Origin of the sequence: Rhodosalinus halophilus (genome assembly GCF_003298775.1) — a bacterium.
GTDB lineage: Bacteria > Pseudomonadota > Alphaproteobacteria > Rhodobacterales > Rhodobacteraceae > Rhodosalinus > Rhodosalinus halophilus.
Map to the genome: position 1 here is coordinate 1 of NZ_QNTQ01000026.1, position 25459 is coordinate 25459.

Here is a 25459-nt window from a genome sequence, read left to right on the forward strand (position 1 = left end):
GATGCGGACCCGCGCCGAGACCCCCGCGCTGCTCAAGGGACTGTTGTTCGGGCCGGACGGCGCCGCGTTCTCGCCCACCCACACACGCAAGGGCGACCGGCTCTACCGCTACTACGTCAGCCAGACTGTGCTGAAGCACGGCGCAGGATCCTGCTCGGTCGGCCGTGTGCCCGCCGGCGAGATCGAGGCCGCCGTCATCGACCAGCTACGCGCCGTGTTCCGCCAGCCTGAGATCGTGGCGGGCACATGGAAGGCGGCGCGCACGCATGCCGACGACATCACCGAGGCCGATGCGCGCACGGCCCTGCAGCGGCTCGATCCGCTGTGGGACGAACTCTTCCCTGCCGAGCAGGCGCGTATCGTGACGCTGCTGGTCGAGCGCGTCGACATCGGCACGGATGGACTGAACGTCCGGCTGCGCGTGGACGGCCTCGCGGGCCTCGCACGCGAGATGCTGGCCGGTGACATGGGCGCTGCTGCATGAGCCGCGCGACGCCGATCCCGGAGACTGTGACGCTCCATGTCCCCTTCCGCATCGTGAAGCGCGGCGGACGGAAAGAGATGCAATTGCCGGATGGCGCGATGCTGTCGCGGCGGACCGACAACACGCTGGTCAAGGCGCTGGCGCGGGCGTTCCGCTGGAAGCGCATGCTGGACTCGGGCGACTTCGCAACCATCGCCGATCTCGCTGAACATGAGCGCATCGCTGCGCCGTACCTGACCCGCACACTGCGGCTGGCGTTTCTCGCCCCGGATCTGGTGGAGGCGATCCTTGATGGGCGTCAGCCCAGCAACCTGTCGCTCGAGATGCTGCGCAAGCCATTGCCGACCGGCTGGTCAGAGCAGAGGGAGGTGTTGTCATCCGATGGCCACTGCGACAATCCCAAGTGAATCAAGGGATTCACGAGCCGGAGTCCCCGTGTTACGGTAGGAAAAACGAGGCAGGCATGAGCGTACTCTTCACAGTTGGCTACGAGGGCACCGATATTGATCGGTTCGTCAGAACGCTGAAGGCGGCCGGTGTACGGCAGTTGGCTGATGTTCGTGCGGTACCCGTCTCCCGCAAGGCGGGGTTCTCGAAGAAGAAGCTGGCGGCGCGCCTAGCCGAAGAGGGCATCGAGTATTTCCATTTCGTCTCCCTCGGAGACCCCAAACCAGGTCGGGATGCAGCGCGTGCCGGGGAGTTCGATCTGTTCCGGTCGATCTATGGTACCCACATGCAGACCGAGCCAGCGCAGGACGCTTTGCGCGACCTCACCGACACGGTGCAGGCGGCACCGACCTGCCTCCTTTGCTTCGAGCGAGATCCCGAAACGTGCCACAGGACGATTGTCGCACGCGAGATCTCGGAAGAGGTTGGATTCGACATTTTCAATCTGTTCGCTGACGATCCTGATCGCTATGTCCGTAACGCTGCAAAATTGCCGCGTTTCCATTCTGGTGAAGGCGCTACCGCAGCGTAGTACCGCTCACGGGGAAACGGTCTGCTGCGCCGGGGTGACTGCCCGAGGCGAGTTCAAGCGGCTTTATCCTGTGCGATTCCGCCACCTTTCCGATGAGTCCGCCTTCAAGCGTTGGGATTGGGTGGATTTCAAGTACCGCAGACCGACACGAGACAATCGTGGCGAAAGCTGTCATGTCGCCGAAGAGTCGATCAAGCGGGATGGGCGCATGCCGCGCAAAGATCGAGCCGCCTTCCTTAACCCGCTTGTCTCGAAGTCCGTGGCGGAAGCTGCGGAAGCCGGTAGGTCCTTGGCGTTGATCCGACCAAGAAACACACGCTTCTACTATAAGGCGAAATCGCCCGAACAGATTGAGGCGGAGCGCGAGACTTATCGGCAGGCCGCAAGCCAGGGCGATTTTTTCGACGAAGAACTAAAGGCGCTGGAGCCAAGCCCCTACGAGTTCCGGTTCAGTTTCGAGGACGGCACTGGGCCGCACGATTACGCGAACGGCGATTGGGAAGCCCATGCCATGTTCTTCTTTGGAAAACGTCGCGAGGGGTCAGAGCGCGCGGCGCTTGAGTGGATGAGCACGACTTTCAACGATGAATACCCAAAGAAGGGCATGCTCTTCTGCGTCGGGAACAAGGCCAAACACCCAAAGACCTGGCAGCTGCTGGGGGTTCTGCGGGTGGACGACACGGGCCAGGACGCGCTTCCCCTGTAGCCGTGAGACGCCGAGCGAGGATGAAATGCGCGACGTCATCGGTTCCGAAGCGGCTTCGTCTGGCCATTCGACTTGCGGAAGGAGGCCGGCGCGGCTTAGTCTGCAGGCGTAAACGGCGGGAATGTCAGCTCAAATCCGGGGCGTCCGGCAATGCCGCCGCCTGCTGGGAAATGAGAGCGACCACGATGACCGCCATGCGCGCGATCCCTCCAGCCTCGTCCGATCTTGGGCCAGCCAGCCCAAGGGTCTCCGCGCGTCGGGGCGCCACGGACCTGCTGGCGTCAAGGCGCATGGTGGCCATCCTGGTCAGCAAGTATTGAGAAAGAAGAGGTTTCAGCGTGTCGCGACTGACGGATCTGATCGCACGGGCGAAGGCGAAGGATCGAGCTCTCGGAGACGAGCTGGAGCGTGAATTCAAGGCGCTGGCGTCGCGGCGCGCCTTTGGTCTCAACTTCGAACGGCACCGGCCCGAGAGCGTGGAACTGCCGGGTCGGCCGATCCGCCGGGGGGACAAGGTACGCATCCTGCCGCCGCGCGGGTCCACGGCCAAGGGCGACGCGCGGCTGTGGAAGGTGCTCCGCATCGACGAAGCCGACGGCAAGCGCACCGCGCATGTCTCGCTGATCGACGCCGCAGAGCCCGAGACGGCCGACGTCGCGACCGACGACATCGTCGTTGTCGCGGAGTTCCGCGACTACATCTATCCGGGGCTGGTCAGCACCGGGAAGGTCGAGCGCGGGGCCGACAAGCCCTACCACACCGTGATCAACGGCGAGAATTTCCATGTTCTGGAGGCGCTGACATTCACACATCGAGGAAAGATCGATGCCATCTACATAGATCCGCCCTACAATACCGGCGCGCGAGACTGGAAATACAATAACGACTACGTCGAGGAAGAGGATCTATACCGTCACTCTAAGTGGCTGGCATTCATGGAACGTCGACTTTTGGTCGCGAAGCGGTTGTTGAACCCAGACGCAAGCTGCTTGATTGTGTCGATTGACGAGAAGGAATACCTGCGCCTCGGCATGCTTCTCGAGCAGATGTTTCCAGAGGCGAGCATGCAGATGATTTCAAGCGTAATAAACCCGAAGGGCACTGGCAGGTTCAACGAATTTTCGCGAACAAATGAATACATCTATATGCTTTGGTTTGGCGATGAACGTGTCAAACCCTTGAAGGTTACGGCAGCGGGGAAAGCTCCGAAGGTAGAATGGCAGACCTTCAGAAGGCGTGATTTATCGTCTGTGCGGCATACCCGGCCGGGGCAATTCTATCCAATCTACGTGAACGAGGAGTCCGGCGAAATCGATCACATTGGGGAGCCGTTGCCCCACCATGTGCCAAGAGACGAAGCCCCAAAACGGAAAGGCTGCATTGCCGTATTTCCCGTGCGCCCTGATGGGACAGAAATGAACTGGGCGATTACAGTTCCAGCTCTGAAGAATAGGCTTGCAAAGGGGTATGCGCGCGCCGGAAAGTTTACTGGAGAGGCACAACCTTACATCATTCAATATCTGAAGTCTGGTCCGATCAAGGATATCGAAGAGGGGCGAGCAACCATTGTTGGCAGAAACCCGGATGGTTCGGTCATAGCTGAATATCAGCAAGGCACCAGAAAGCTCCCGACGACACAGTGGGAGTTTACGTCTCACAGTGCAGAGCATTATGGGACAAACCTCCTGAAGAGACTTCTTCCAGACCGACGTTTCCCATTTCCGAAATCGATGTATGCGGTAGAGGACTGCCTCCGTTTCTTCATTGAAGACAAGCCGCACGCTATCGTGCTCGACTTCTTCAGCGGCTCCGGCACCACGGCCCATGCCGTCATGCGCCTCAATCGCCAGGACGGTGGCAGACGCCAGTGCATCTCGGTCACCAACAACGAGGTCGCCGCTGACGAGCAGGCCGCGCTCCGGATGTCAGGCCTTCGTCCTGGCGATCCCGATTGGGAGAAGTGGGGCATCTGCGACTACATCACCAAGCCCCGGATCAGAGCCGCTATCACAGGCAAGACGCCCGAGGGCGAGGACATCGACGGCGACTACAAGTTCACCGACGAGTTCCCGATGGCCGAGGGCTTCGAGGAGAACGCCGAGTTCTTCACGCTGACCTACGAGACGCCGGTCGCGGTGCATCACAACCTCGCCTTCCAGCGCATTGCGCCGCTCCTCTGGATGCGTGCGGGCGCGGAGGGACCCCGGATCGATGCGCTGCCGGATCAGGGCTGGGCCGTCGCCGAGACGTATGGGCTGCTGGTCGACCTGGACCGCTCGGCGGAGTTCTGCGACGCGGTCGATGCCTGCGAGAGGCTGCGCATCGCCTATATCGTTACCGACGACGACCGGCGCTTCCAGTCCGTCGCGCGCAGGCTGCCCGACTCGGTCGAGCCGATCCGGCTCTACGAGTCGTACCTTTCCAATTTCCGCTTTTCGATGGGCCGCTAACCCATGAAGTTCACGCTCAAAGATTACCAGGAAGATGCCGTCAAGGACGTGCTCACCAACCTCCGCAAGGCCGCTAAGCGCTGGCACGAGGATGGGGATCGGCACGCCTTCTCGCTCACGGCGACTACCGGCGCCGGCAAGACCGTCATGGCCGCGGCCGTGTTCGAGGCACTGTTCCACGGCGATGACAACTTCGACTTCGAGCCCGATCCCGGCGCGGTCGTGATCTGGTTCAGCGACGACCCTGCGCTGAACGCCCAGTCGCATTTCCGTCTGCGTGAGGCATCCGACCGTCTGACGCTGTCGGATCTTGTGATCGTGCAGAACACCTTCAACCGCGAGAAGCTTGAGGCTGGGAAGGTCTATTTCCTGAACACGCAGAAGCTGAGCAAGTCGAGCCTGCTGGTGCGCGGCCACGACCCTGACGACCCGGGCGTCGAGACGGACGGCCGCCAGACCGTCATGCCCGACATGCGCGCCTTCACGATCTGGGACACGATCCAGAACACGATCGAGGATCCCGATCTGACCCTCTACCTCGTCCTCGACGAGGCACACCGCGGGATGAAGGCCTCGGGCGGGAATGGCGGCGGCGAGAAGCCAACCATCGTGAAGCGACTGATCAACGGGTCCGGCTCGGTGCCCGGTATCCCGATCGTCCTCGGCATCTCGGCGACGGTCGAACGCTTCAACGCCGCCATGGCCGACATGCAAAGCCGGGCCACTCTTCCCAACGTGGTGGTCGATTCCGGCAAGGTGCAGGCCTCGGGCCTGCTGAAGGACACGATCATCCTCGACGTGCCCAATGAGGTCGGCCAGTTCGATACCGTGCTGGTCCGGCGCGGCACCGACAAGCTGAAAGAGATCACGGCCGCCTGGGAGGAGTACGCAAAGCAGCAGGATGACGCGGACACCGTGGCGCCGCTCATGGTCCTGCAGGTGCCGAACTCGCCAGACCCCGATGACATTGGGCGCGCTCTCGATACGATCTACGAGCGCTGGCCCGAGCTCGGCGACGACGCGGTGGCCCATGTTTTCGGGGACCACACGACCCAGACCTTCGGCAGCCACTCGATTCCCTACATCTCGCCGGAGCGCGTTCAGGAGTCGATCTGGGTGCGCGTTCTGATCGCCAAGGACGCAATCAGCACCGGCTGGGACTGCCCGAGGGCGGAGGTGATGGTGTCGTTCCGTCCCGCGAAGGACAGAACGCACATCACGCAGCTTCTCGGCCGGATGGTCCGTACGCCGCTTGCGAGGAGGATCCCTGGTAACGAGCGGCTCAACGCCGTTGACTGCCTCTTGCCGTTCTTCGACGCGCAATCGGTGAAGGATGTAGCCAAGGCGCTGATGTCCGGCGGCGACGGGGGCGAAGAGCTTCCCGGCCGGCGCGTGCTGGTAAATCCCGACGAAATGAAGCCGAATCCGGCCATTCCGGAGGCGGTCTGGGGCAAGCTGCTCTCTCTCCCGTCGCAGTCGCTGCCGAAGCGCCAGGCCAAGCCCGTGAAACGCCTGACCTCGCTGGCCCACGAACTCGCTGCTGACGGGCTCCTGCCGGGAGCCGGCAAGAAGGCCCACGCCGAGATGCACAAGGTGCTGAACGCCGCGCGAGAGCGATACAAGTCGGAGATCGCGAAGGCGCGCAAGACGGTCCTGACGGTCGAAGGCAAGAGCCTCAAGACCGATCTGGAGACACGAGAGATGTCGTTCGACGACTTCCTCGAGGCTGCGGATTTCGCGGTGATCGATGATGCATACCGCCGTGCAGGGCGCACCATTAGTCCGGATCTTGCAACGTCCTACAGTGAAGCTCTCGCGAAGGCAGAGGGCCACGATGACGACCTTGAAGCCGCGTTGATCGAGGCGCGCGTCACGGTAGCGGCGCTCGGGTTGGTACCGGAAGTGAAGGAGTACCTAGAGTCAGAGGCAGAGAGCCTCGCAAACAAGTGGCTCACGAAGCACCGGATCGAGATCAAGAGCCTCTCGGACGAGCGCCAGGAGGTCTATCGCCAGATCCGTGAGATGAGCGCTCATCCTCTGGATGTCGATCTGGCCAAACCAACTTCGTGGATGCAGCCCACTACCGTGCGAGAAGCGGATGGCTCGGAGACCCCGCTGCCACGCTTCGAACGGCACCTGCTTTGCGCAGCGGATGGCATGTTCCCAGAGGATTTTAACTCGTGGGAAGGAGACGTTGTGTCCGCAGAGCTGAAGCGCGCGGGAACAATCGCCTGGTATCGGAATCCGTCTCGGTCCAGCCAGGACTCCCTCGGCGTGACTTACGAGGACGGCGGAGACGTCAAGATCGTGCGGCCGGACTTTATCTTCTTCGCGGAGCTGGCAGATGGGTCCATTGCCGCCGACATCGTCGACCCGCACGGGACACAGTTCGGTGACTCGATCCCGAAGCTGAAGGGGCTTGCGAAGTACGCTGCGACATACGGCGAAACCTTCCGCCGGATAGATGCGGTCGCGAAGGTGGGCGAGAGTTTTCGCGTTCTGGATCTTAAGGAAGAGGCGGTGCGAGCCGCCGTGGAAAGCGCGACGTCCGTCAAGGCGCTATACGAGAGTGCCGTCGCGGATGACTACACCGTATGAGCCCACGGGTTCGTTGTCGGTCGCGAACGCAGAGAGACGGCCCATTCGAACCAGCCGATCCCGCGGCTGCGGGAATACGCCGCAAAATCAGATGCTTGGGGCTCTTAACCGCCGGGGCGCGGTTAAGAGGTCGGGAGAAACCGGGAAAATAGAGACGCCAGACCCGGCGCTCTTGGGCTCTGCCGGTTAAGAGCCGCACCTGCATAACCCTCGAAAACAACGAGAAAATCCGGCCGCGGCCGGATCGGGAGAACGCTTTCGCGAGGGCAAGTGGCGGAGACGATGGGATTCGAACCCACGAGACCCTTTCGGGCCTACTCCCTTAGCAGGGGAGCGCCTTCGACCGCTCGGCCACGTCTCCGCCGACGGTCTTAACCGTCATGGCGGCAGGAGCGCAAGGCATCATCGTCCTGCCGGTCGCGGAGGTGGTGGTATGGGGCCGCAAGGCCTGCGCGGTCCGGCCGTCGCGGCATGGCTGCGTCGGCGAACCGTCTGCGCTCACCTGGCCTTGGCGCCGCGGTGAAAGCTGCCCGCGGCGGCAAAGCTTCCGCCCGCGATGCGCCGCCGTGTGATCTAGACATCCTCCCGCGGCGCGAGGCCCCCCGAACGCGCGGAGTCGGCGGCGAGTTCTTCCAGCAGGTCGAGCAGCCGGTCGAGGCGCTCGCGCCCGTAGCGGTCCTCGAGCTCGGCGAGAATGCGGTTGCTCTCGTCGAGGTGGGCCGCGATCAGTGCCTCGCCCGCCTCGGTGATGCGCACCCAGAAGGTGCGGCGGTCGCTCTCGTGCGGCGTCCGCGCGACAAGGCCCTTGGCCTCGAGGCCGCGCAGGATGCGCGTGAGCGAGGGCATGAGCAGGCAGGCGTCGCGGGCGATGCTGGCCGGATCGCTGGGTCCGCGCTCGTGCAGAACGCGCATCACGCGCCATTGCTGCTCGGTCACGCCGGCCTCGGCCAGCATCGCCCGGATCGGCACCATGACGGCCTCCCGCGCGCGCAGCAGCGCGATGGGAAGCGAGCGCGAGGTCGCGCGCGGCGGAGGGCGGGTCGAGCTGTCCATGGCGGCGGAGTATCGCCGAAGCGGGTTTCGTTAACAAGTGCATGAAATCGGGCTTGACGATGCGACGCCACCCTCATTAACACGTTAATGAGTTGCGCAGGGAGCCGCGGGCCATTGCCGCATATCTGCTTCGAATATTCGGCCAATCTGGAGGAGCTGGTGGACCTTTCGGCCCTCGCCGGCGCGTTGCGGTCGGCCGCGCTCGAGACCGGCCTGTTCCCCGAGGCGGGCATCCGCGTGCGGGGGCTGCGGGCCGATCATGTCGCCATCGCGGACGGGCATCCCGACAACGCCTTCATCGACATCTCCATCCGTCTGCGCGCCGGCCGCCCGCAGGAGGCGAAGGCCGCCGCGGCGGCGCATGTCTTCGAGGCGGCGCGTCGGTTTCTCGGCGAGGTGATCGCGCGGCATCCGATCGCGCTCTCGCTCGAGATGCGCGACATCGACCCGGAGCTGAGCCCGAAGCTCAACACCATTCGCGACCACCTGAAGGAGCGGCGCTAGATGGCTGATCTCGAAACCAATCTCGCCAGGCTCGACGACCATCTCGGGCGCTTCCGTTCCGAAGGCGTTCTCAACCGCATCGCCGGCGCGGACCGCGCCGCAGCCTCCGGCGCGCGGTTCGAGACCCGCTCGCCAGTGGACGACAGCCTGATCTGCGAGGTCGCGCGCGGCGGCGCCGAGGACATCGACGCGGCGGCGCGCGCGGCAAGGGCGGCCTTCCCGGCGTGGCGGGACATGACAGGCGCCGAACGCAAGCGGATCCTGCACCGCATCGCCGACCTGATCGAGGACCGCGCCGAAGAGATCGCGCTCTGCGAATGCTGGGACACCGGGCAGGCCTGGCGCTACATGTCGAAGGCGGCCCTGCGGGGGGCCGCGAACTTCCGCTTCTTCGCCGACCGCGCGCCGGCGGCGCGCGACGGGCAGGTGCTGCCCTCGCCCACGCTGATGAACCTGACCACGCGGGTGCCGATCGGACCGGTGGGCGTCATCACGCCGTGGAACACGCCCTTCATGCTCTCGACGTGGAAGATCGCGCCGGCGCTCGCCGCCGGCTGCACTGTGGTGCACAAGCCGGCCGAGTTCTCGCCCGTGACCGCACGGATTCTCATGGAGATCGCCGAGGAAGCCGGCCTGCCGCCGGGCGTCTGGAACCTGGTGAACGGCTTCGGAGAGGATGCCGGCAAGGCCCTGACCGAGCACCCCGACATCAAGGCCATCGCCTTCGTCGGCGAATCGCGCACCGGCTCGATGATCATGAAACAGGGCGCCGACACGCTGAAGCGGGTGCATTTCGAACTGGGCGGCAAGAACCCGGTGATCGTCTTCGACGACGCCGACCTCGACCGCGCCCTCGATGCCGCCATCTTCATGATCTACTCGCTCAACGGCGAGCGCTGCACCTCGTCGTCCCGCCTGCTGGTGCAGGACACCGTCGCCGGGGACTTCATCGCGCGCCTCGCCGACCGCGTGAGGAAGATCCGCGTGGGCCATCCGCTCGACCCCGACACCGAACTGGGCCCGCTCATCCACGGGACCCATTTCGACAAGGTCACGGGCTATTTCGATGTGGCCCGCGCCGAGGGCGCGCGGATCGCCGCGGGCGGGCGGCGCCACGGCGAGACGGGCTGGTATGTCGAGCCCACGCTCTTCACCGGCGCGACGCCGGAGATGCGCATCGCGCAGGAAGAGATCTTCGGCCCGGTGCTCACCGCGATGACCTTCTCGACCGAGGCGGAGGCGCTCGAGATCGCCAATGGCGTGCCCTACGGGCTCACCGCCTATGTCTGGACCAACGATCTGACCCGCGCGCTGCGCTTCACCGACGGGCTCGAGGCGGGCATGATCTGGGTGAACTCGGAGAACGTGCGCCACCTGCCCACGCCCTTCGGCGGCATGAAGGCCAGCGGCATCGGCCGCGACGGCGGGGACTGGTCCTTCGAGTTCTACATGGAGCAGAAGCATATCGGCCTGGCGACCGGCCGCCACGCCATCACGCAGCTGGGGATGTGACCAGCGCCCGAGGGAGGAACCGCCATGCCCGTGCCCGCGCCCAATCTCTACCCACCGTTCAACATCGTGCGTCTGAGCCATGTCGAGTATCGCGTGACCGACCTTGAGGCGGCGCGCGCCTTCTACGTGGACACGCTCGGGCTTCAGGTCAGCGGAGAGGGGCCCCGTGCGCTCTACCTGCGCGCGATGGAGGAGCGGGGCCATCACTGTGTGGCGCTGCGCCAGTCCGCGGAGCCGGGCGTGGGCGCGCTCGCCTTCAAGCTCTTCGACGAGCCCGATCTCGACCACGCCGAGGCCTTCTTCCGCGCCAGGGGGCTGCCGGCCGAATGGGTCGAACGGCCCCACCAGGGCCGGACCTTGGCCGCGCGCGACCCCTGGGGCATCCCGCTCGAGTTCTACGTGCACATGGACCGGCTCGAGCCGATCCATCAGAAATACGGCCTCTACCGCGGCGTCAAGCCGCTGCGCATCGACCATTTCAACATGTTCTCGGCCGACGTGGACGCCTCGGTCGCCTTCTACAACGAGATGGGCTTCCGCACGACCGAATACACCGAGGATGCGGAAACGGGGCGTCTCTGGGCGGCCTGGATGCACCGCAAGGGCGGCGTGCACGACGTGGCCTTCACCAACGGCATGGGGCCGCGGCTGCATCACACCGCCTTCTGGGTGCCCACGCCGCTCAACATCATCGACCTGCTCGACCTGATGTCCACCACCGGCTGGGTCGGGCACATCGAGCGCGGGCCGGGGCGGCACGGCATCTCGAACGCCTTCTTCCTCTACGTCCGCGACCCCGACGGGCACCGGATCGAGCTTTACTGTTCGGACTACCAGACGGTCGATCCCGACCACGAGCCGATCAAATGGGATCTGAAGGATCCGCAGCGCCAGACGCTCTGGGGCGCGCCGGCGCCGCGGTCATGGTTCGAGGAGGGCAGCCTCTTCGACGGCGCGGTACCGCAGGAGGCGGCGCTCAAGGCGCAGCCGATCGTGGCGCCCTGACATGAGGTTCGCCACATACACCGCTGATGGCGCGACATTCTACGGCGCCGTGGCCGACGAGGGAATGATCGCGCTCTCGCCCGATTTCCCGGCCTGGCCCAGCCTGCGCGAGGTGATCGCGGCCGACGGGCTGGACGCGCTGGCCGAGGCCGCCGCGGACCTTTCGGTCACGCACCCCGAGGGCAGCTTTCGCTACGCGATTCCAGTGCCTTCTCCGGAAAAGATCATCTGCGTGGGCGTGAACTTCCCCGCGCGCAACGAGGAGTACAGGGATGGCCAGGATCTGCCGCCCTATCCCTCGCTTTTCGTGCGCTTCCCGCGCAGCTTCACCGGCCACGGCCGGCCGCTGATCCGGCCGAAGGCCAGCCGACAGCTCGACTACGAGGGCGAGATCGCCGTGGTGATCGGCAAGGGCGGCCGGCACATCGCCGAGGCCGAGGCGCTCGACCACATCGCGGCGCTCACGCTCGCGAACGAGGGCACGCTGCGCGACTGGGTGCGGCACGCGAAGTTCAACGTGACGCAGGGCAAGAACTTCGACGCCTCCGGTGCCATGGGCCCCTGGATCGTGCCCTTCGAGGACCCGGCGCAGATCGCGGACGTGCGGCTCACCACCCGCGTCAACGGCGAGACGCGCCAGGACGACCGGACCTCGCGGATGATCTTCCCCGTGGCGCATCAGATCGCCTACATCTCGACCTTCACCACGCTGGTGCCGGGCGACATCATCGTGACAGGCACGCCCACCGGTGCGGGCGCGCGGCTCGACCCGCCGCAGTATCTGCAGCCCGGGGACGTGGTCGAGGTCGAGGCCGAAGGCATCGGCGTGCTGCGCAACACGGTCGCGGACGAAACATGAGCCTCGACGCGCAGTCCATTGAAAAAGCAGCTTCTGACCTGCTGGAAGCCGAGCGCACGCGACGCCAGATCGGGCTGCTCTCGCTGCGCCACCCCGGACTGACGATGGACGACGCCTACGCCATCCAGACCGCGGCGATGGAGGCGAAGCTGGCCCAGGGCCGCCGGATCCTCGGCTGGAAGATCGGCCTGACCTCGCGCGCCATGCAGGACGCGCTGCAGATCGACACGCCCGACAGCGGCGTGCTCTTCGACGACATGGCCTTCGCGGACGGCGCGACGGTGCCCGAGGGCCGCTTCATCCAGCCGCGGATCGAGGCGGAGATCGCCTTCGTGCTGAAATCGGACCTGGCCGCAGAGGGCGTCACCCGCGACGCGGTGCTGGCCGCGACGGACCATGTGGCGCCCGCGCTCGAGATCCTCGACACGCGCATCCTGCGCGCCGACCCCGAAACCGGCCAGCCCCGCCGCGTGACGGACACCATCGCCGACAATGCCGCCAATGCCGGCGTCGTGCTGGGCCAGCAGCGCCACGACCCCCGCGCCGTGGACCTGCGCTGGACCGGCGCCATCGTGAAGCGTGACGGCGTGGTGGAGGAGACGGGCCTCGGCGCGGGTGTGCTCGACGACCCCGTGGCCGGCATCGTCTGGCTCGCCAACCGCATGGGCGCCTACGGGCAGCGCATGAAGGCCGGCCAGGTGATCCTGTCGGGCAGCTTCATCCGGCCGGTCGAGTGCCCGCCCGGCAGCCGGATCGCGGCGGATTTCGGCGCCTTCGGCGCGGTCTCCGTGGCCTTTGCCTGAGCCGCGCATCCGGCGTATCCCTGTCGCATGGCGGGACAGACCGAGATCATACTGGCGGCGATCGTGGAGCGGATCGAGAGCGGCGCGCTCGCGCCGGGCGATCCGATCGACGAGGCGGAGCTGATCGAGACCTACGGCGTCTCGCGCACGCCGCTGCGCGAGGCGCTGATCCGGCTCGACGCCGCGGGGCTGATCCGCCGCGAGAAGCGCAAGGGCGCGACGCTTTTCCGCCCGACGCTGGAAGAGTTCCTCGCCATTCTGGAGGTGCACGCCAAGCTCGAGGGACAGGCCGCGGCGCTGGCGGCGCGGCGGCTGTCGCGCGCCCATCATGCCGCCATCGAGGCGGCGGTTCAGGCCTGTGAACAGCACCACGCGCGGCTTGGCGACGGGTCGCCCGACGCCTACTACCGGCTCAACCTGGCCTTTCACGCGGCGGTGGCCGAGGCGGCGGGCAATCCCTTCCTGCTCGAGATGATCAAGACGAACGCGCGCAAGCTCATGGCCTATTACCGCGCCCGGTATCACTATGCCGGCACGATCGGCGCCTCGGCGCAAGACCATCGCGCGATCGCGCAGCGCATCTTCGCGCGCGAGCCGGACGCCGCCGAGGCGGCGATGGCGCGGCATGTGCAATTCGACCAGGTCACGGCGATGGACCTGATCGCCGCGCTGGGCTAGGCGCGTCGGGCCGCGCCTTCGAAGAAACGCGCCACCCAGCCGGCGAAGCGGTCGGTCTCGGCCGCGCCGCGCGCCAGCGAGGCGCGCGCCTGCGCGATCACCTCGGCGGGCAGCTCGTCGGCCAGTTCCTCGACCAGCCCGGACATGAAGTCGTGCGACATCTCGGGGTGATACTGGGTCGTGAAAACGTGATCGCCGATGGCGAACCCGCTCACCGGGCAGTCGGGCCGGCCGGTCAGCACGGTGATCCCCTCGGGCGGCTCCAGCACCTGCTCGGAATGCGAGGCGTAAAGGCGAATCGCGCCCCCCTGCCCGTCCATCCAGGGCGCGGCATGCCGGATCTGCGCGTCGGTGAGCCCGAAGACCCAGCCGCCGGGGTTCCTGCCCACCCGGCCGCCCAGCGCCCTGGCCACCGCCTGATGCCCGAAGCAGGCGGCGAAGAGCGGGATGCGTCGCGCCACGGCGTCCCGGATCAGCTCCTCGAGCCGCAGCATCCAGTCCTCGCCGTCATTGACCGAGGCGGGGCTGCCCGTGATCATCAAGCCGTCGAAACGGCCGATGTCGTCGGGAAAGATGCCGTCCTTCACCCAGAAGCCTTCGACCCGCCAGTCGGGCCGCGCGCGATGGACGAGCTCGGCGAACTTGGCGTCGTCGCGCGGGTTGCGATGGGCGAAATCGGATTCGTCGGTGTTCGTGACGAGCGTGGCGAGGTGCATGGGCGCTTGACCTGTGGATTTTTATGGGGCCTATATGAATACATTAACATGTGAACGACAAGCCCCTTCAGGGAGGGCGCCGATGACGATCTGGGTGCCGGAGGACGACGGCCACGCCGACCTCGCCAGCCACGATACCTTCGCCGCGGGCGCGCCGCACAACACCTTCGCCCGCCTGCGCCGCGAGGCCCCGCTGCACTGGCAGGACTGGGAGGGCGGCGAGGGCTTCTGGAACGTGACGCGGCATTCGGACGTGGCGCGGCTGATCGCGGACTGGAAGCGGCTCTCCTCGGCCCGCGGCATCCGGATGGAGGATCAGAGCTACGAGGAGTATCTCGCCCGCCGCACCTTTCAGGAGACCGACCCGCCCGAGCACACGCGCACCCGCGCCAAGCTCGTCCGCGCCTTCTCGAAGAACACGATCGCGGGATTCGAGGACCAGATCCGCGAGCTCTGCGCGGAGATCCTCGACGCGGCGCTCGAAAAGGGCGACTTCGATGCCACGAAGGAGATCGCGCGCGAGCTGCCGATGCGGATGCTGGGGCGGATCATCGGCACGCCCGACGCCGACCTGCCCTGGCTGGTGGAAAAGGGCGACGCGCTGATCGCCAATACCGATCCCGACTTCACCGATCACGTGCTCGACAAGCTCGAGACCGACGAGTTCCGCATGATGCCCTTCAATTCGCCGGCGGGCGCGGAGCTTTACGCCTATGCCAAGGATCTGATGGCCTCCAAGGCGGCGCGCGGCGACACCGAGGGTGTGCTGCACCTGATCCTGCAACCGGACAAGGACGGCAGCGTGATCTCGGAGACGGAGTTCCGCAACTTCTTCTGCCTGCTGGTCGCCGCCGGCAACGACACCACGCGCTATTCCATCGCCGCCGGAATCCACGCGCTCGCGCACCGGCCCGAGCTGCTGGCGCAGATGCAGGCCGGCGAGGTCTGGGAGACCGCGGCCGACGAGATCATCCGGTGGGCGACGCCCACGCTCTACTTCCGCCGCACGGCGACGGAGGATTTCGAGATGCATTCGGCCCGCGTGCGCGCGGGCGACAAGGTGCTGCTATGGTTCGCCTCGGCCAACCGCGACGAGACGGCGTTCGACGACCCCTTCGAGGTGAACCTCGCACGCGACCCCAACCCGCATCTCGCCTTCGGCCAGGGCGGCCCGCATGTCTGTCTGGGCAGCCATCTGGCGCGGCTCGAGGTGCGCGTCCTTTTCCAGGAACTCGCGCGGCGCGTCCGCGCGATCGAGCCGGCCGGGCCGCACCGCTTCCTGCGCTCCAACTTCGTGGGCGGCATCAAGGAGCTTCCGGTGCGCGTGACGGCGGCATAACCAAAAGACGGCACAACAGGGATCAAGGGACATGACGGAACGGCTGCGCCCCCTCTTCTGCGACCACCTGAGCATCATGCGGGGCAAGTATCTGCCCGCGACCTACCACGCCTCCGAGGCGCGCTTCTGCCGCTCGGCCTTCGGCGTGCATTTCGACAAGGATCTGCTCCCCGCGCCGGGCTCGATGATGATGGAGGGCCTGCCGGACATGGTGCTGAAGTGGGAGCCCACCCATGTCCGCGACAGCTGGCACGAGGACGTGCGCGTGGTCGTGGGCGACCTCTACGACGAGCACGGCGCGCCCCTGCCCCTTTGCGGGCGCGGCGCGCTGCGCCGGGCGGTCGAGGCCTGGAAGGGGCTGGGCTACACGCCCAGGATCGGCATCGAGTTCGAGTGCTTCGCGCTGCAGCGCGCCGAAGACGGCTCGCTCGTGCCCTACGACAATCCGGGCGGCGTGGTCTATGGCACGGGCCCCTTCACCGATCCGGCGCGCTTCATGGACGCGATCTGGGAGACCGCCGAAGAGCTCGATTTCCGCCTCGAGATGATGACGGCGGAATACGACGCCCCGCAGTTCGAGTTCACCCTGCGCCACGACGACGCGCTGGCCGCGATGGACGAGGCGGTGCTCTTCCGCCTCATGGCGCGCGAGATCGCGCTCGAGCACGGGGTGCTGCTCACCTTCCTGCCCAAGCCGCTCGAGGACCGCGGCGGCTCGGGGCTGCATTTCAACGTCTCGCTGGACGACGAGCGCGGCGAGAACGCCTTCGCCACCGGCGCCAAGGGCGGGCCCGGGCACATGACCGACCTGATGAAGGGCTGCGTCGCCGGCCTCGTGCATCACCACAAGGGGCTCGCGGGGCTGCTCGCGCCCACGGCCAATTCCTATCACCGGCTGCAGCCGGCCTCGCTGTCGGGCTACTGGAAGAACTGGGGCGGGGATCACCGCAACGTCACCACCCGCGTGCCCGCCGAGGGCGGCGCCAAGGCGCGCTTCGAGCACCGAATGGCCGACGCCGCGGCGAATCCCTATACCGCCGCCGCCGCGGTGCTGCAGGCGGCGCGGCTGGGCGTGACCGAGGGATACGATCTGCCCCCGAAGGAAACGGGCGACGGCTTCGAGCACACCGACGCGACCGAAGGCGTGGCCGGCTCGCTGGCCGAGGCGCTCGACGATCTCGAGGCGGACACGGCGCTCGCCGAGGCGGTGGGCGCCGATCTCGTCGCCAACCAGCTCTTCATGCGCCGGCAGGAGGTCGAAAAGACCGGCGGGCTGGAGGGCGCGTCGCTGCGCGACTTCTACGTCTGGTATATCTGAGCGGCCAAGGCCGCTCAGAGCCCCAGCCGGTCCCGCAGAAAGGCCAGCGCCACGCTCAGCCCGTCGGGCGCGATGCCGTGGCCCGTGCCCTTCATGACGTGGGCGTAGACCTCTTCCCAGCCCGCCTTCTGCAGCGCCTCGGCCGCCTCGGGCAGCGCCTGCACCGGCACCACGTCGTCGGCGTCGCCGTGCACCAGCAGCACCGGCGGGCGCACGCGCACCTCGTCGGCCAGAAGCTCGGGGCTCAGCAGCCGCCCCGAGAAGCCGACGATGCCCGCCACGGCGTCCTCGCGCCGCGGCGCGACGTGCAGCGCCATCATGGTGCCCTGGCTGAAGCCCAGGAGCGCCACCTGCTCGGGCAGCAGATCCTCGTCCACCATCACGCCGTCGAGGAAGGCGTCGAGATCGGCGACGGCCGCGCGCATCCCCTGCTCCGCCGCCTCCTCCGAGGAGCCGTCGATCCAGGGGATCGGGAACCACTGGAAGCCCATGGGCGAGGCCGCGCAGGTCTCTGGCGCGTCGGGCGCGATGAAGAGCGTATCGGGCAGATGCGGGGCCAACGGCTCCGCGAGGCCCAGAAGATCGGCGCCGTTGGCGCCATAGCCGTGCAGGAAGATCACCGCCGAGCGGGTGGCGCCCGATTGCGGCTCCACCCTGCCTGCCTGCAACGCTCGCGTCATGCCACGCCCTCCCGGTCCTTCTCGACGCGGTAGTAGGCCCACAGCGCGCGGGCCGCAACCGCCCGCCAAGGCGACCAGGCGCCGGCCATCTCGCGCAGCGCGCGTTCCTTCGGCCGCTCGGGCAGGCCGAAGAGCATCCGCGCCGATTCCTGCAGCGCGAGATCGCCCGGCGCGAAGACATCCGCCCGGCCCAGCGAGAACATGGCGTAGATCTCCGCCGTCCAGACGCCGATGCCGGGCACGGCGGTCAGCACCTTCACCACCTCGTCGGTCGGCGCCCGCCGCAGCGCGGCGTAGTCGATCTCTGCCGCCGCCAGCGCCCGGGCATAGCGGATCTTCTGCCGGCTGAGGCCGGCGGCCCGGAGCGCCTCGTCCTCCGCGTCCAGGATCGCGGCCGGCGTGGTCAGCCCCGCCGCCTCCATCCGGCCCCAGATCGCGCGCGCGGCGGCCACGCTCACCTGCTGGCTCACGATCGCGCCCAGAAGCTGGTCGAAGCCGTCGGGCCTGCGCCGCAGCGGCAGGGGTCCCGTCAGCTCCAGCGCGTGGGCGAAGCGCGGCTCGGCGCGCGCGAGCCAGTCCGCGCCCTCGGCCACGCAGGCCTCGGTCTCGATGATCCGTCCCACCATGGCGAACTCCCTTTCGCGGCCGGACCATAGCGGCCCGGCGCGCCCGCGGCCATCGCTGCGGCGACGCATCGCATATGCTGCATGTGACGTCTTGCCACCGCGCGCGCGACGGCGTAGGCCTCGGCCATGACCGACGCCACCGCCCCCGCCATCGACGACTCCCGCGCCAGGCGCAACGTCGCCGTGCTCGTCGCCGCCCAGGCGCTGCTCGGCGCCCAGATGCCGATGATCTTCACCGTGGGCGGGCTCGCCGGGCAGTCGCTCGCGCCCAACGCCTGCCTCGCGACGCTGCCCATCTCGCTGATCGTGCTGGGCTCGATGCTCTCGGCCACGCCGCTGTCGGCCGCGATGCAGCGCTGGGGGCGCCGGGCAGGCTTCTTCATCGGCGCCTCGGGCGGCGCGGCGGGCGGAATCATCGGCGCGACCGGCCTCTGGCTGGGCTCCTTCCCGGTCTTCCTCGCCGGCAGCCTGCTCACCGGCCTCTACATGTCGGCGCACAACTTCTACCGCTTCGCCGCGGCCGACACCGCCTCGGCCGCGTTCCGGCCCAAGGCGATCTCCTATGTCATGGCCGGCGGGCTGCTGGCGGCGATCATCGGCCCGCAGCTCGTCAAGGTGACGAGCGATGCCTTCGTCATTCCCTTCCTCGGCACCTACATGGCGGTGATCGCGGTCAACGTGCTGGGCGCCTTCCTCTTCTTCGGGCTCGACATCCCCCGCCCCCCGGTGCCCTCCGAAGACGCGCCGCGCGGCCGCAGCCGGCGCGAGCTGATCACGACGCCCGCCATCGCGGTCGCCGTGATCTGCGCGACGGTCTCCTACGCGCTCATGAACCTGGTGATGACCTCGACGCCGCTCGCCGTCGTGGGATGCGGCTTCGGGGCCAACAACGCGGCCGATGTGGTCACGGCCCATGTGCTGGCCATGTATGTGCCGTCGTTCTTCACGGGCCACCTGATCGCGCGCTTCGGGACGCGCACCATCGTCGCCACGGGCCTCGCGATCCTGGCCGCGGCCGGGGCGGTGGCGCTCTCGGGCGTCGAGCTCGAGCATTTCTTCGTCGCCCTCGTGCTGCTCGGCATCGGCTGGAACTTCGGCTTCATCGGCGCCACCACCATGCTCGCCGGCCAGCACGAGCCGCACGAGCGCGGGCGGATGCAGGGGCTCAACGATCTGATCGTCTTCGGCGGCGTGACCTTCGCCTCGCTGTCGTCGGGCGGGCTGATGAACTGCACCGGCGGCACGCCCGAGGCGGGCTGGACCGCGGTGAACCTCGCCATGGCGCCCTTCCTCGCGCTCGCGGGCGGCGCGCTCATCTGGCTCTGGCTGCGCCCGCAGGCCCGGCCGATCTGACGCCGCCGGCGGCCGCCCGCACCGCCGCCGCAAGGCGGCCCCAGTAAAGCTGTCGCGCCGCAGGCGCGTCCGCTCGATAACCGCCCGCTACCACCGGCCGGCCGCCGCCGCGATCAATGCCAGCCGCGCGCGCATCGGGCCCGAGCGCAGACGCCCCGCGGCGACGCGTGCGGGCTCGGCCGCCGCCCGCGCCAGCATCGCGCCGGCGCCGCCCACGTCGATCAGGGCCGCGCGCGCCGCGCGCGACACCCGCGCCCGACGCCTGCGCGCATGGGCGAGCCGGGCCAGCCCCTCCCGTGCGAGCGCCGAGACGGCCTCGGGCCGTCCGTCCGGCAGCGGCAACCGCCCGCGCGCCTCCAGCTCGGGGACGGCGGCCAGCCAGGCCGAAAGACCCTGCGCCTGGCCCGCCGCGCGCACCACCTCCTCCTCGGCTGGGCCCAGCGCACGCGCCGCAACCCAGTGCAGCGTGCCGGCCGTGGCATCGAGATAGGTCCAGAGCGCCGCCGCATCCGCGAAGGGCGCGCGCTCCAGATCGGCGCGCCGCGCGGCCACCAGCCCGTCGAGGAGCCGCGCCCCCTCGGCGTCGAGCGCCCCTGCGAGCGGCAGCGCCACCTCGTGCCGCCGCGCGGGCTGGCCCTCGGCGATCTCCTCGAGCGCCTCGCGCCACCATTGCAGGCGGATCTCGGCGAGCATCGGCTCGGACACGACCCAGGGGGCGCGCGCCACCTCGAGGTTGAAGGCGAAGAGCGGGAAGAGCACGCGACGCGCCTGCGGCGGCGCGGCCATCGCCGCGCGGAACCGGTCCGGATCGCCCCGGCGAAGAAGCTCGGCACAGGCCTGAAGCGTCACGCCGGCCTCGCGAGCACCAGCGCGTAGCCGATGTCCCCGGGCGCGGCGCGCCAGGCGGCCACTTCGGCGCGCGCCTCGGCCATGGCCGCGGCGAGGGCCGGGTCGTCCGGACGCGCGCCCGACGCCTCGAGCTCGCCGATTCGGCCTTCGAGCGCATCCATGTAGCCCCGCCATGCCTCGGGGCCGAGGTGCCGGACCGCCTCCACAGCGTACCCCGCCGCGCGCACCCGCACCTCCAGCCCCGACAGGTCGGTGATCGCGGGATAGCCGGCCCAGAAGGCCCGTGCGGCCTCGGACGGCGGATCGGTGAGATAGACGGGCTCGGAGAAGGCGACCGCGCCTCCGGGCGCCAGCGCGCCGCGCCAGGCCCGCAAGCCCTCGGTCACGCCAAGGAAGTAGAGCGCCCCGGCGCACCAGATCAGGTCGTAGGGGCCTTCGACGCGGGCCATGTCGCCTTCGCGGACGGTGACGCGCGGCCCGAACCGGGCGAGGCGGGCGCGCGCCTCCGCCACCAGCGCGGGAGAGGCGTCCACCGCCTCGATCCGCGCCTTGGGCAGCGCCTCGGCCAGCGTCTCGGTATCCGCGCCGGACCCCGCGCCCGCATCAAGGACGCGGGCCTCCCCCGAGACGCCCAGCGCCTCCAGCGCCCAGCGCACGTCCTCGGCCGTGCCGGGCCCCTGGCGGGGCGTGCCCCGGTGCAGGCGCATCACAGCCGCGCGTTCCTCGTCCTCGGTCGTCATGGCCTGCCCTCCGGCTCAGCCCGCGTCGCGCAGCAGCTTCCAGGTGATCGCGTCCAGGAGCGCCTCGAAGCTCGCGTCGATGATGTTGGCGCTGACGCCCACGGTGGACCAGCGCCGCCCCTGCCCGTCCTCGCTGTCGATCATGACGCGGGTGACGGCTTCGGTGCCGCCCTGCGTGATGCGCACCTTGAAGTCCACAAGCCGCATGTCGTCGATCGCCGTCTGGTAGGGTCCGAGGTCCTTGCTCAGGGCCTTGGCGAGCGCGTTGACGGGGCCGCGGTCATTGCCCGCCGCGTCCATCGACTCGCTCACCGAGAGTTTCTTCTCGCCGCCCACCTTCACCACGACGACGGCCTCGGAGAGACTCACCATCCGGTCGTACTTGTTCTTGCGCCGCTCGACGGTGACCTTGTAGCGCTTGACCTCGAAGAACGCGGGCAGAAGGCCCAGCGCGCGCCGCGCGAGGATCTCGAAGCTCGCCTGCGCGGTGTCGTAGGAATAGCCTTCCGACTCGCGCGCCTTCACCTCTTCCAGGATGCGGGGCAGTTCGGGCGCGTCGCGGTCGACCGTGAGCCCCGCCTCGGCGAGCCGGCCGCGCAGGTTCGACAGCCCCGCCTGGTTCGACATCGGCACCACGCGGGCGTTGCCCACGCGGGCGGGGTCGATGTGTTCGTAGGTGGCCGGGTCCTTGAGGATCGCGCTCGCGTGCAGCCCCGCCTTGTGCGCGAAGGCCGAGGCGCCGACATAGGCGGCCTGCTTCATGGGCACGCGGTTGAGGATCTCGTCGAGCATCCGGCTGGTGCGGGTGAGCCCCTCCAGCGCGGCATCGCTCACGCCCGTCTCGAAGCGGTCGGCCCAGGGCGCCTTGAGCTTCAGCGTGGGGATCAGCGCGATGAGGTTCGCGTTGCCGCAGCGCTCGCCCAGCCCGTTGAGCGTGCCCTGCACCTGCCGCGCGCCCGCCTCCACCGCGGCGAGGCTGCCGGCGACCGCCGTCTCGGTGTCGTTGTGGGTGTGGATGCCGAGGCGGTCGCCGGGGACGCCCTCGGCGATCACCGCCTCTACCCCTCGCCCGATCACCGAGGGCAGCGTGCCGCCATTGGTGTCGCAGAGCACCACCCAGCGCGCGCCGCCCTCCAGCGCGGCCTGCAGGCAGGCGCGGGCATAGCCGGGGTCGGAGGCATACCCGTCGAAGAAATGCTCGGCGTCGAAGATCGCCTCGCGCCCCTGCGCCACCACATGGGCGACGGAGCGGCGGATGTTGTCGAGGTTCTCGTCGCGGCTGATGCCCAGCGCGCGCTCGACGTGGTAGTCGTGCGCCTTGCCGACGAGGCAGACGGTGCCGGTGCCGGCGTTCAGCACACCGGCGAGGATGTCGTCGTTCTCCGCCGAGCGGCCCGCGCGCTTGGTCATGCCGAAGGCGCACAGCTTCGCGCGCGTCGCCGGCGCCGCGGCGAAGAAGGCGCTGTCGGTCGGGTTCGCCCCCGGCCAGCCACCCTCGATGTAATCCACGCCAAGGGCGTCGAGCGCCTGCGCGATCTTCACCTTCTCGTCGACCGAGAACTGCACGCCCTGCGTCTGCTGCCCGTCGCGCAGGGTGGTGTCGTAGAGGAAGAGGCGCTCGCGGGTCATGGCCGGCCTCCCCCGGGGTTGCCGGCGGGCGCGCCTAGGGAAGGGCGGCGCCCGGCCGCGGGTGGGCGCCGAAGCGCCCGCCCGGGGGGGCGGCCGGGCGCTGCCCGGGCCGATGGCCCGGGCGGGAGAGCGGAGAGGGGCCTACGACCGCCGCCCAGGCCCTCCGGCAAGGAATGGCGCGCCAAGTCCAGGGCTGCGCCCGCACCGCGGAGTGGGCCGAACGCCCGCCCCGGGGGGGCGGTGCGGGCGTCTCCCGGGCCGCTGGCCCGGGCGGTCAGGACAAGGGATCCGCCCGCGATGCCCATCAGACCGACCATCCTTCTTCTTCCAATGCCTCCAGCTTCGCCGGATCGAAGCCGGCCGCGGGCAGCAACTCGACACCGGCCTTGCTCATCCGCACCTCGACGCCGGCGGCCACCAGCGCGGCCTTCATCCGGTCCACTTCTGAGAAGTCCTTGGTCCGCATGGCTTCAGCGCGCTTAGCAACGAGTGTCTGCTGCAAGGTTTCCAGGGCCGCGCGTCCAACGGCTTGCTGCCGTTCAAGCCGATAAACGTCGAGGTTGTGCAGGCCGAGGAACGCGAGGGTTTCGAAGAACCGTTCGACCTCCGCGCTGTCCACGGACGACATCTTCGCGTCGCGCGCCAATTCGAATAGCCGCCGCTGAAAGATGACCGGTGTGTTGAGGTCGTCGGCCAGCGCCTCGACGACCTGCGGGTCGACATTTTGACCGGTGAAGACTCTCTTCGGGTCCGACAGAGCATGGCGCTTCAGGCGGTGCCACGCCCCAAGGTGTCCCTGCGCCTCGCGCGCCTTTTCCTCCGTCCAGTCCATCGGCTTGCGGTAGTGCGTGCCGAGGAAGACGAAGCGGATCACCTCGCCCGGCACCTTCCAGCCGCCGGACCAGTTGCCTTCCAGCAGATCGCGCACCGTGAAGAAGTTGCCGAGGGATTTCGACATCTTCTTGCCCTCGACCTGCAGCATCTCGTTGTGCAGCCAATAGCGGGCGAAACTCCCCTCGGGGTGGGCGCAGCAGCTTTGCGCGACCTCGTTTTCGTGGTGGGGGAACATCAGGTCGGCGCCGCCGCCGTGGATGTCGAAGCTCGCGCCCAGAAGCGCATGCGACATCGCCGAGCATTCGATGTGCCAGCCCGGCCGCCCCCGGCCCCAGGGGCTCTCCCAGCCGGGCTCGTCCGGCGCCGAGGGCTTCCACAGCACGAAGTCCATCGGGTTCTTCTTGTAAGGCGCGACCTCGACGCGGGCGCCGGCCACCATGTCCTCGACCGACCGGCCCGAAAGCCGCCCGTAGTCCGGGTAGCTCTCGACGGAGAAGAGCACATGCCCCTCGGCCGCGTAGGCGCAGCCGCGCGCGATCAGCGCCTCGATCATCTCGACCATCTGAGGGATGTAGCCCGTGGCGTGCGGCTCGCGCGTGGGCGGCAGCACGCCGAGTGCGGCCATGTCCTGATGATACCACTCGGTCGTGGTGCGGGTGAGCTCGTCGATGCCGATGCCGCGCTCGCGCGCGCGGTCGATGATCTTGTCTTCCACGTCGGTGATGTTGCGCACGTAGGTGACTTTGCCCCAACCGTTTTCTGGCGCCACATGCCGAAGCAGCCGGTAGAGCACGTCGAAGACCACCGCGGGCCGCGCGTTGCCCAGGTGCGCGCGATCATAGACCGTGGGCCCGCAGACATACATGCGCACGTTCGCGGGATCGAGCGGCTCGAAGCGCTCCTTCGTCCGCGTGCGGGTGTTGGTGAGGTGGATCTCGGTCATGCCCTGATGTCTCTCGCGCGGTGGGGCCGCGGCGGGCTTAGCAGGGTCATCTGGGTTTGGAAACGAAAAGACCGGCCCGCCGCGCGTGTGTCAGCCGGTAATGCAGCAGCAGATGATGGCGGCGGTCGTCATGCAGCCCCGTTAGCACGCCCGCAGCCCCGCGGTCCAGCCTCAGGCGTAGCTCGGTTCGCTGCTCGGGGACTCTTGGGCTTGTCATTCATTGCCTCTCCAGCGAGGCGGGGCTGAGCGAACCCAGCCCCTAGCGACGCTTGGAGATTGGGCAACGGGCGATCAATGGTCGCATACTTTAAGTATGGCGCTTCATGGACCCAGACGCAAACGAAAGGCTGAGGGGGGTGCGACAGTCAGGTTCCGAACTGATCCTCTACCCATAGCTCACCACCTCGAACTCGATGCCGTCCGCGTCGCGGAAGTAGAACCGCCGCCCCGGCTCGTAATCGGCGTGGCTCTCCGGGGCGAAGCCCTCGGTCTTCACCTTCGCCTCGACGGCGTCGAGATCATCCACCACCACCGCGATGTGGTTGAGCCCGCCGCGTGTGGCGTAGCTGTCGCCGGGCGGGCGCTGGCCGTCCCCCTCGTAGGCCGCGGGCGCGCGGTAGAGCGCGACGTAGTCGTCCTCGCTGCCCACGTGGATGGTGTAGCCCTCGTGCTTGGCCGGCCCCTCCCAGCGGATGTGCCAGCCGAAGAGCCTCTGCATCAGCCGCGCGGTGGCGTGCGGGTCCGAGACGGTGACGTTCACGTGTTCGAGGCGTCCGGGCATGATGTGCTCCCTCAGGCTTC

24 protein-coding genes and 1 tRNA gene are annotated in these 25459 nt (G+C 68.1%); 15 read left to right on the forward strand and 10 right to left on the reverse strand.

The features are described from left to right. The 6 genes from DRV85_RS17555 to DRV85_RS17580 form a co-directional block, all read left to right on the forward strand. Positions 1–484, forward strand: a 484-nt coding sequence (locus tag DRV85_RS17555; RefSeq protein WP_233495574.1) for a recombinase zinc ribbon domain-containing protein, incomplete at its 5' end; no start/stop codon positions are given. After that, positions 481–891 carry a hypothetical protein gene (locus tag DRV85_RS17560; RefSeq protein ID WP_113290777.1) on the forward strand — a complete coding sequence of 137 codons (411 nt, stop codon included), beginning with the start codon at positions 481–483 and terminating at the stop codon, positions 889–891. The genes DRV85_RS17555 and DRV85_RS17560, both read left to right, overlap by 4 nt. A 56-nt stretch (positions 892–947) precedes the next feature. After that, the gene (locus DRV85_RS17565; protein ID WP_113290778.1) at positions 948–1463 is read left to right on the forward strand and encodes a DUF488 domain-containing protein; all 516 of its coding nucleotides are present in this window, start codon (positions 948–950) and stop codon (positions 1461–1463) included. Then, a complete protein-coding gene (locus tag DRV85_RS17570) occupies positions 1402–2169 on the forward strand; it encodes a hypothetical protein (protein ID WP_233495575.1) in 768 nt (255 codons plus the stop codon). Before DRV85_RS17565 ends, DRV85_RS17570 begins: the two co-directional genes overlap by 62 nt. 338 nt (positions 2170–2507) lie before the next feature. Beyond that, positions 2508–4619 (forward strand): site-specific DNA-methyltransferase, encoded by a 2112-nt coding sequence (locus DRV85_RS17575; RefSeq protein WP_113290780.1) that lies wholly within the window; start codon positions 2508–2510, stop codon positions 4617–4619. Positions 4620–4622: 3 nt separating this feature from the next. Next, on the forward strand, positions 4623–7217 hold the full coding sequence (locus DRV85_RS17580) for a DEAD/DEAH box helicase (protein ID WP_113290781.1): 2595 nt from the start codon (positions 4623–4625) through the stop codon (positions 7215–7217). A gap of 271 nt (positions 7218–7488) precedes the next feature. Here the strand turns inward: DRV85_RS17580 and DRV85_RS17585 are convergent. Together DRV85_RS17585 and hpaR are read right to left on the reverse strand one after the other, a co-directional pair. Continuing rightward, positions 7489–7578 (reverse strand) — tRNA-Ser (locus DRV85_RS17585). A gap of 212 nt (positions 7579–7790) precedes the next feature. Beyond that, positions 7791–8270 (reverse strand): homoprotocatechuate degradation operon regulator HpaR, encoded by a 480-nt coding sequence (gene hpaR, locus DRV85_RS17590; protein ID WP_113290782.1) that lies wholly within the window; start codon positions 8268–8270, stop codon positions 7791–7793. Between the two features lie 114 nt (positions 8271–8384). On the opposite strand from hpaR, the gene DRV85_RS17595 reads away from it, so the two are divergent. From DRV85_RS17595 to DRV85_RS17620, 6 genes are read left to right on the forward strand one after another with little or no spacing between them, the layout of a single operon-like run. Beyond that, a complete protein-coding gene (locus tag DRV85_RS17595; RefSeq protein WP_113290783.1) occupies positions 8385–8774 on the forward strand; it encodes a 5-carboxymethyl-2-hydroxymuconate Delta-isomerase in 390 nt (129 codons plus the stop codon). Beyond that, positions 8775–10286 carry a 5-carboxymethyl-2-hydroxymuconate semialdehyde dehydrogenase gene (hpaE, locus tag DRV85_RS17600; protein WP_113290784.1) on the forward strand — a complete coding sequence of 504 codons (1512 nt, stop codon included), beginning with the start codon at positions 8775–8777 and terminating at the stop codon, positions 10284–10286. A gap of 24 nt (positions 10287–10310) precedes the next feature. Then, the gene (gene hpaD, locus DRV85_RS17605) at positions 10311–11291 is read left to right on the forward strand and encodes a 3,4-dihydroxyphenylacetate 2,3-dioxygenase (protein WP_113290785.1); all 981 of its coding nucleotides are present in this window, start codon (positions 10311–10313) and stop codon (positions 11289–11291) included. A 1-nt stretch (position 11292) separates the two neighbouring features. Beyond that, positions 11293–12150: a fumarylacetoacetate hydrolase family protein gene (locus DRV85_RS17610; RefSeq protein ID WP_113290786.1), complete on the forward strand. Its 858-nt coding sequence runs from the start codon at positions 11293–11295 to the stop codon at positions 12148–12150. After that, the gene (hpaH, locus tag DRV85_RS17615) at positions 12147–12953 is read left to right on the forward strand and encodes a 2-oxo-hept-4-ene-1,7-dioate hydratase (protein WP_113290787.1); all 807 of its coding nucleotides are present in this window, start codon (positions 12147–12149) and stop codon (positions 12951–12953) included. The genes DRV85_RS17610 and hpaH overlap by 4 nt, the downstream gene beginning before the upstream one ends. A gap of 27 nt (positions 12954–12980) precedes the next feature. After that, entirely contained in the window at positions 12981–13631 is a 651-nt protein-coding gene (locus DRV85_RS17620; RefSeq protein ID WP_113290788.1) for a GntR family transcriptional regulator, read from the forward strand. On the opposite strand, the gene DRV85_RS17625 is transcribed toward DRV85_RS17620, so the two are convergent. Beyond that, the gene (locus tag DRV85_RS17625; protein ID WP_113290789.1) at positions 13628–14347 is read right to left on the reverse strand and encodes a type 1 glutamine amidotransferase; all 720 of its coding nucleotides are present in this window, start codon (positions 14345–14347) and stop codon (positions 13628–13630) included. The two genes, DRV85_RS17620 and DRV85_RS17625, sit on opposite strands and share 4 nt — an antisense overlap. A gap of 82 nt (positions 14348–14429) precedes the next feature. Here DRV85_RS17625 and DRV85_RS17630 point away from each other — a divergent pair, with 82 nt between their 5' ends. Both DRV85_RS17630 and DRV85_RS17635 read left to right on the forward strand, forming a co-directional pair. Continuing rightward, the gene (locus DRV85_RS17630; RefSeq protein WP_113290790.1) at positions 14430–15686 is read left to right on the forward strand and encodes a cytochrome P450; all 1257 of its coding nucleotides are present in this window, start codon (positions 14430–14432) and stop codon (positions 15684–15686) included. 31 nt (positions 15687–15717) lie between these two features. Continuing rightward, the gene (locus DRV85_RS17635) at positions 15718–17004 is read left to right on the forward strand and encodes a type I glutamate--ammonia ligase (RefSeq protein ID WP_113290791.1); all 1287 of its coding nucleotides are present in this window, start codon (positions 15718–15720) and stop codon (positions 17002–17004) included. Between the two features lie 14 nt (positions 17005–17018). On the opposite strand, the gene DRV85_RS17640 is transcribed toward DRV85_RS17635, so the two are convergent. Then, the gene (locus DRV85_RS17640; protein WP_113290792.1) at positions 17019–17684 is read right to left on the reverse strand and encodes an alpha/beta hydrolase; all 666 of its coding nucleotides are present in this window, start codon (positions 17682–17684) and stop codon (positions 17019–17021) included. Next, entirely contained in the window at positions 17681–18310 is a 630-nt protein-coding gene (locus DRV85_RS17645; RefSeq protein WP_113290793.1) for a DNA-3-methyladenine glycosylase family protein, read from the reverse strand. Before DRV85_RS17645 ends, DRV85_RS17640 begins: the two co-directional genes overlap by 4 nt. A gap of 126 nt (positions 18311–18436) precedes the next feature. On the opposite strand from DRV85_RS17645, the gene DRV85_RS17650 reads away from it, so the two are divergent. After that, the gene (locus DRV85_RS17650) at positions 18437–19663 is read left to right on the forward strand and encodes an MFS transporter (RefSeq protein ID WP_113290794.1); all 1227 of its coding nucleotides are present in this window, start codon (positions 18437–18439) and stop codon (positions 19661–19663) included. An 87-nt stretch (positions 19664–19750) separates the two neighbouring features. Here DRV85_RS17650 and DRV85_RS17655 read toward each other — a convergent pair whose 3' ends face one another. From DRV85_RS17655 to DRV85_RS17675, 5 genes are all read right to left on the reverse strand, one after another. After that, on the reverse strand, positions 19751–20512 hold the full coding sequence (locus tag DRV85_RS17655) for a squalene/phytoene synthase family protein (RefSeq protein ID WP_233495576.1): 762 nt from the start codon (positions 20510–20512) through the stop codon (positions 19751–19753). Beyond that, positions 20509–21252, reverse strand: a complete 744-nt coding sequence (locus DRV85_RS17660) for a class I SAM-dependent methyltransferase (protein ID WP_233495577.1) — start codon at positions 21250–21252, stop codon at positions 20509–20511. Before DRV85_RS17660 ends, DRV85_RS17655 begins: the two co-directional genes overlap by 4 nt. A gap of 15 nt (positions 21253–21267) precedes the next feature. Continuing rightward, positions 21268–22881, reverse strand: a complete 1614-nt coding sequence (gene cimA, locus DRV85_RS17665; protein ID WP_113290795.1) for a citramalate synthase — start codon at positions 22879–22881, stop codon at positions 21268–21270. A gap of 304 nt (positions 22882–23185) precedes the next feature. Next, a complete protein-coding gene (cysS, locus tag DRV85_RS17670; protein ID WP_113290796.1) occupies positions 23186–24658 on the reverse strand; it encodes a cysteine--tRNA ligase in 1473 nt (490 codons plus the stop codon). A gap of 385 nt (positions 24659–25043) precedes the next feature. Then, positions 25044–25439, reverse strand: a complete 396-nt coding sequence (locus DRV85_RS17675) for a VOC family protein (RefSeq protein WP_113290836.1) — start codon at positions 25437–25439, stop codon at positions 25044–25046. Positions 25440–25459 lie beyond the last annotated feature (20 nt).

What these genes read in the sequence shown, in the direction of transcription:
- hpaE (WP_113290784.1), top strand. Translation starts at nt 8,775, where the DNA reads ATGGCTGATCTCGAAACCAATCTCGCCAGGCTCGACGACCATCTCGGG.
- DRV85_RS17645 (WP_113290793.1), bottom strand. Translation starts at nt 18,310, where the DNA reads ATGGTGGGACGGATCATCGAGACCGAGGCCTGCGTGGCCGAGGGCGCG.
- DRV85_RS17580 (WP_113290781.1), top strand. Translation starts at nt 4,623, where the DNA reads ATGAAGTTCACGCTCAAAGATTACCAGGAAGATGCCGTCAAGGACGTG.
- DRV85_RS17650 (WP_113290794.1), top strand. Translation starts at nt 18,437, where the DNA reads ATGACCGACGCCACCGCCCCCGCCATCGACGACTCCCGCGCCAGGCGC.
- DRV85_RS17640 (WP_113290792.1), bottom strand. Translation starts at nt 17,684, where the DNA reads ATGACGCGAGCGTTGCAGGCAGGCAGGGTGGAGCCGCAATCGGGCGCC.
- cimA (WP_113290795.1), bottom strand. Translation starts at nt 22,881, where the DNA reads ATGACCCGCGAGCGCCTCTTCCTCTACGACACCACCCTGCGCGACGGG.
- DRV85_RS17630 (WP_113290790.1), top strand. Translation starts at nt 14,430, where the DNA reads ATGACGATCTGGGTGCCGGAGGACGACGGCCACGCCGACCTCGCCAGC.
- DRV85_RS17635 (WP_113290791.1), top strand. Translation starts at nt 15,718, where the DNA reads ATGACGGAACGGCTGCGCCCCCTCTTCTGCGACCACCTGAGCATCATG.
- cysS (WP_113290796.1), bottom strand. Translation starts at nt 24,658, where the DNA reads ATGACCGAGATCCACCTCACCAACACCCGCACGCGGACGAAGGAGCGC.
- hpaD (WP_113290785.1), top strand. Translation starts at nt 10,311, where the DNA reads ATGCCCGTGCCCGCGCCCAATCTCTACCCACCGTTCAACATCGTGCGT.
- DRV85_RS17565 (WP_113290778.1), top strand. Translation starts at nt 948, where the DNA reads ATGAGCGTACTCTTCACAGTTGGCTACGAGGGCACCGATATTGATCGG.
- DRV85_RS17560 (WP_113290777.1), top strand. Translation starts at nt 481, where the DNA reads ATGAGCCGCGCGACGCCGATCCCGGAGACTGTGACGCTCCATGTCCCC.
- DRV85_RS17620 (WP_113290788.1), top strand. Translation starts at nt 12,981, where the DNA reads ATGGCGGGACAGACCGAGATCATACTGGCGGCGATCGTGGAGCGGATC.
- DRV85_RS17675 (WP_113290836.1), bottom strand. Translation starts at nt 25,439, where the DNA reads ATGCCCGGACGCCTCGAACACGTGAACGTCACCGTCTCGGACCCGCAC.
- DRV85_RS17625 (WP_113290789.1), bottom strand. Translation starts at nt 14,347, where the DNA reads ATGCACCTCGCCACGCTCGTCACGAACACCGACGAATCCGATTTCGCC.
- DRV85_RS17610 (WP_113290786.1), top strand. Translation starts at nt 11,293, where the DNA reads ATGAGGTTCGCCACATACACCGCTGATGGCGCGACATTCTACGGCGCC.
- hpaH (WP_113290787.1), top strand. Translation starts at nt 12,147, where the DNA reads ATGAGCCTCGACGCGCAGTCCATTGAAAAAGCAGCTTCTGACCTGCTG.
- hpaR (WP_113290782.1), bottom strand. Translation starts at nt 8,270, where the DNA reads ATGGACAGCTCGACCCGCCCTCCGCCGCGCGCGACCTCGCGCTCGCTT.
- DRV85_RS17570 (WP_233495575.1), top strand. Translation starts at nt 1,402, where the DNA reads ATGTCCGTAACGCTGCAAAATTGCCGCGTTTCCATTCTGGTGAAGGCG.
- DRV85_RS17660 (WP_233495577.1), bottom strand. Translation starts at nt 21,252, where the DNA reads ATGACGACCGAGGACGAGGAACGCGCGGCTGTGATGCGCCTGCACCGG.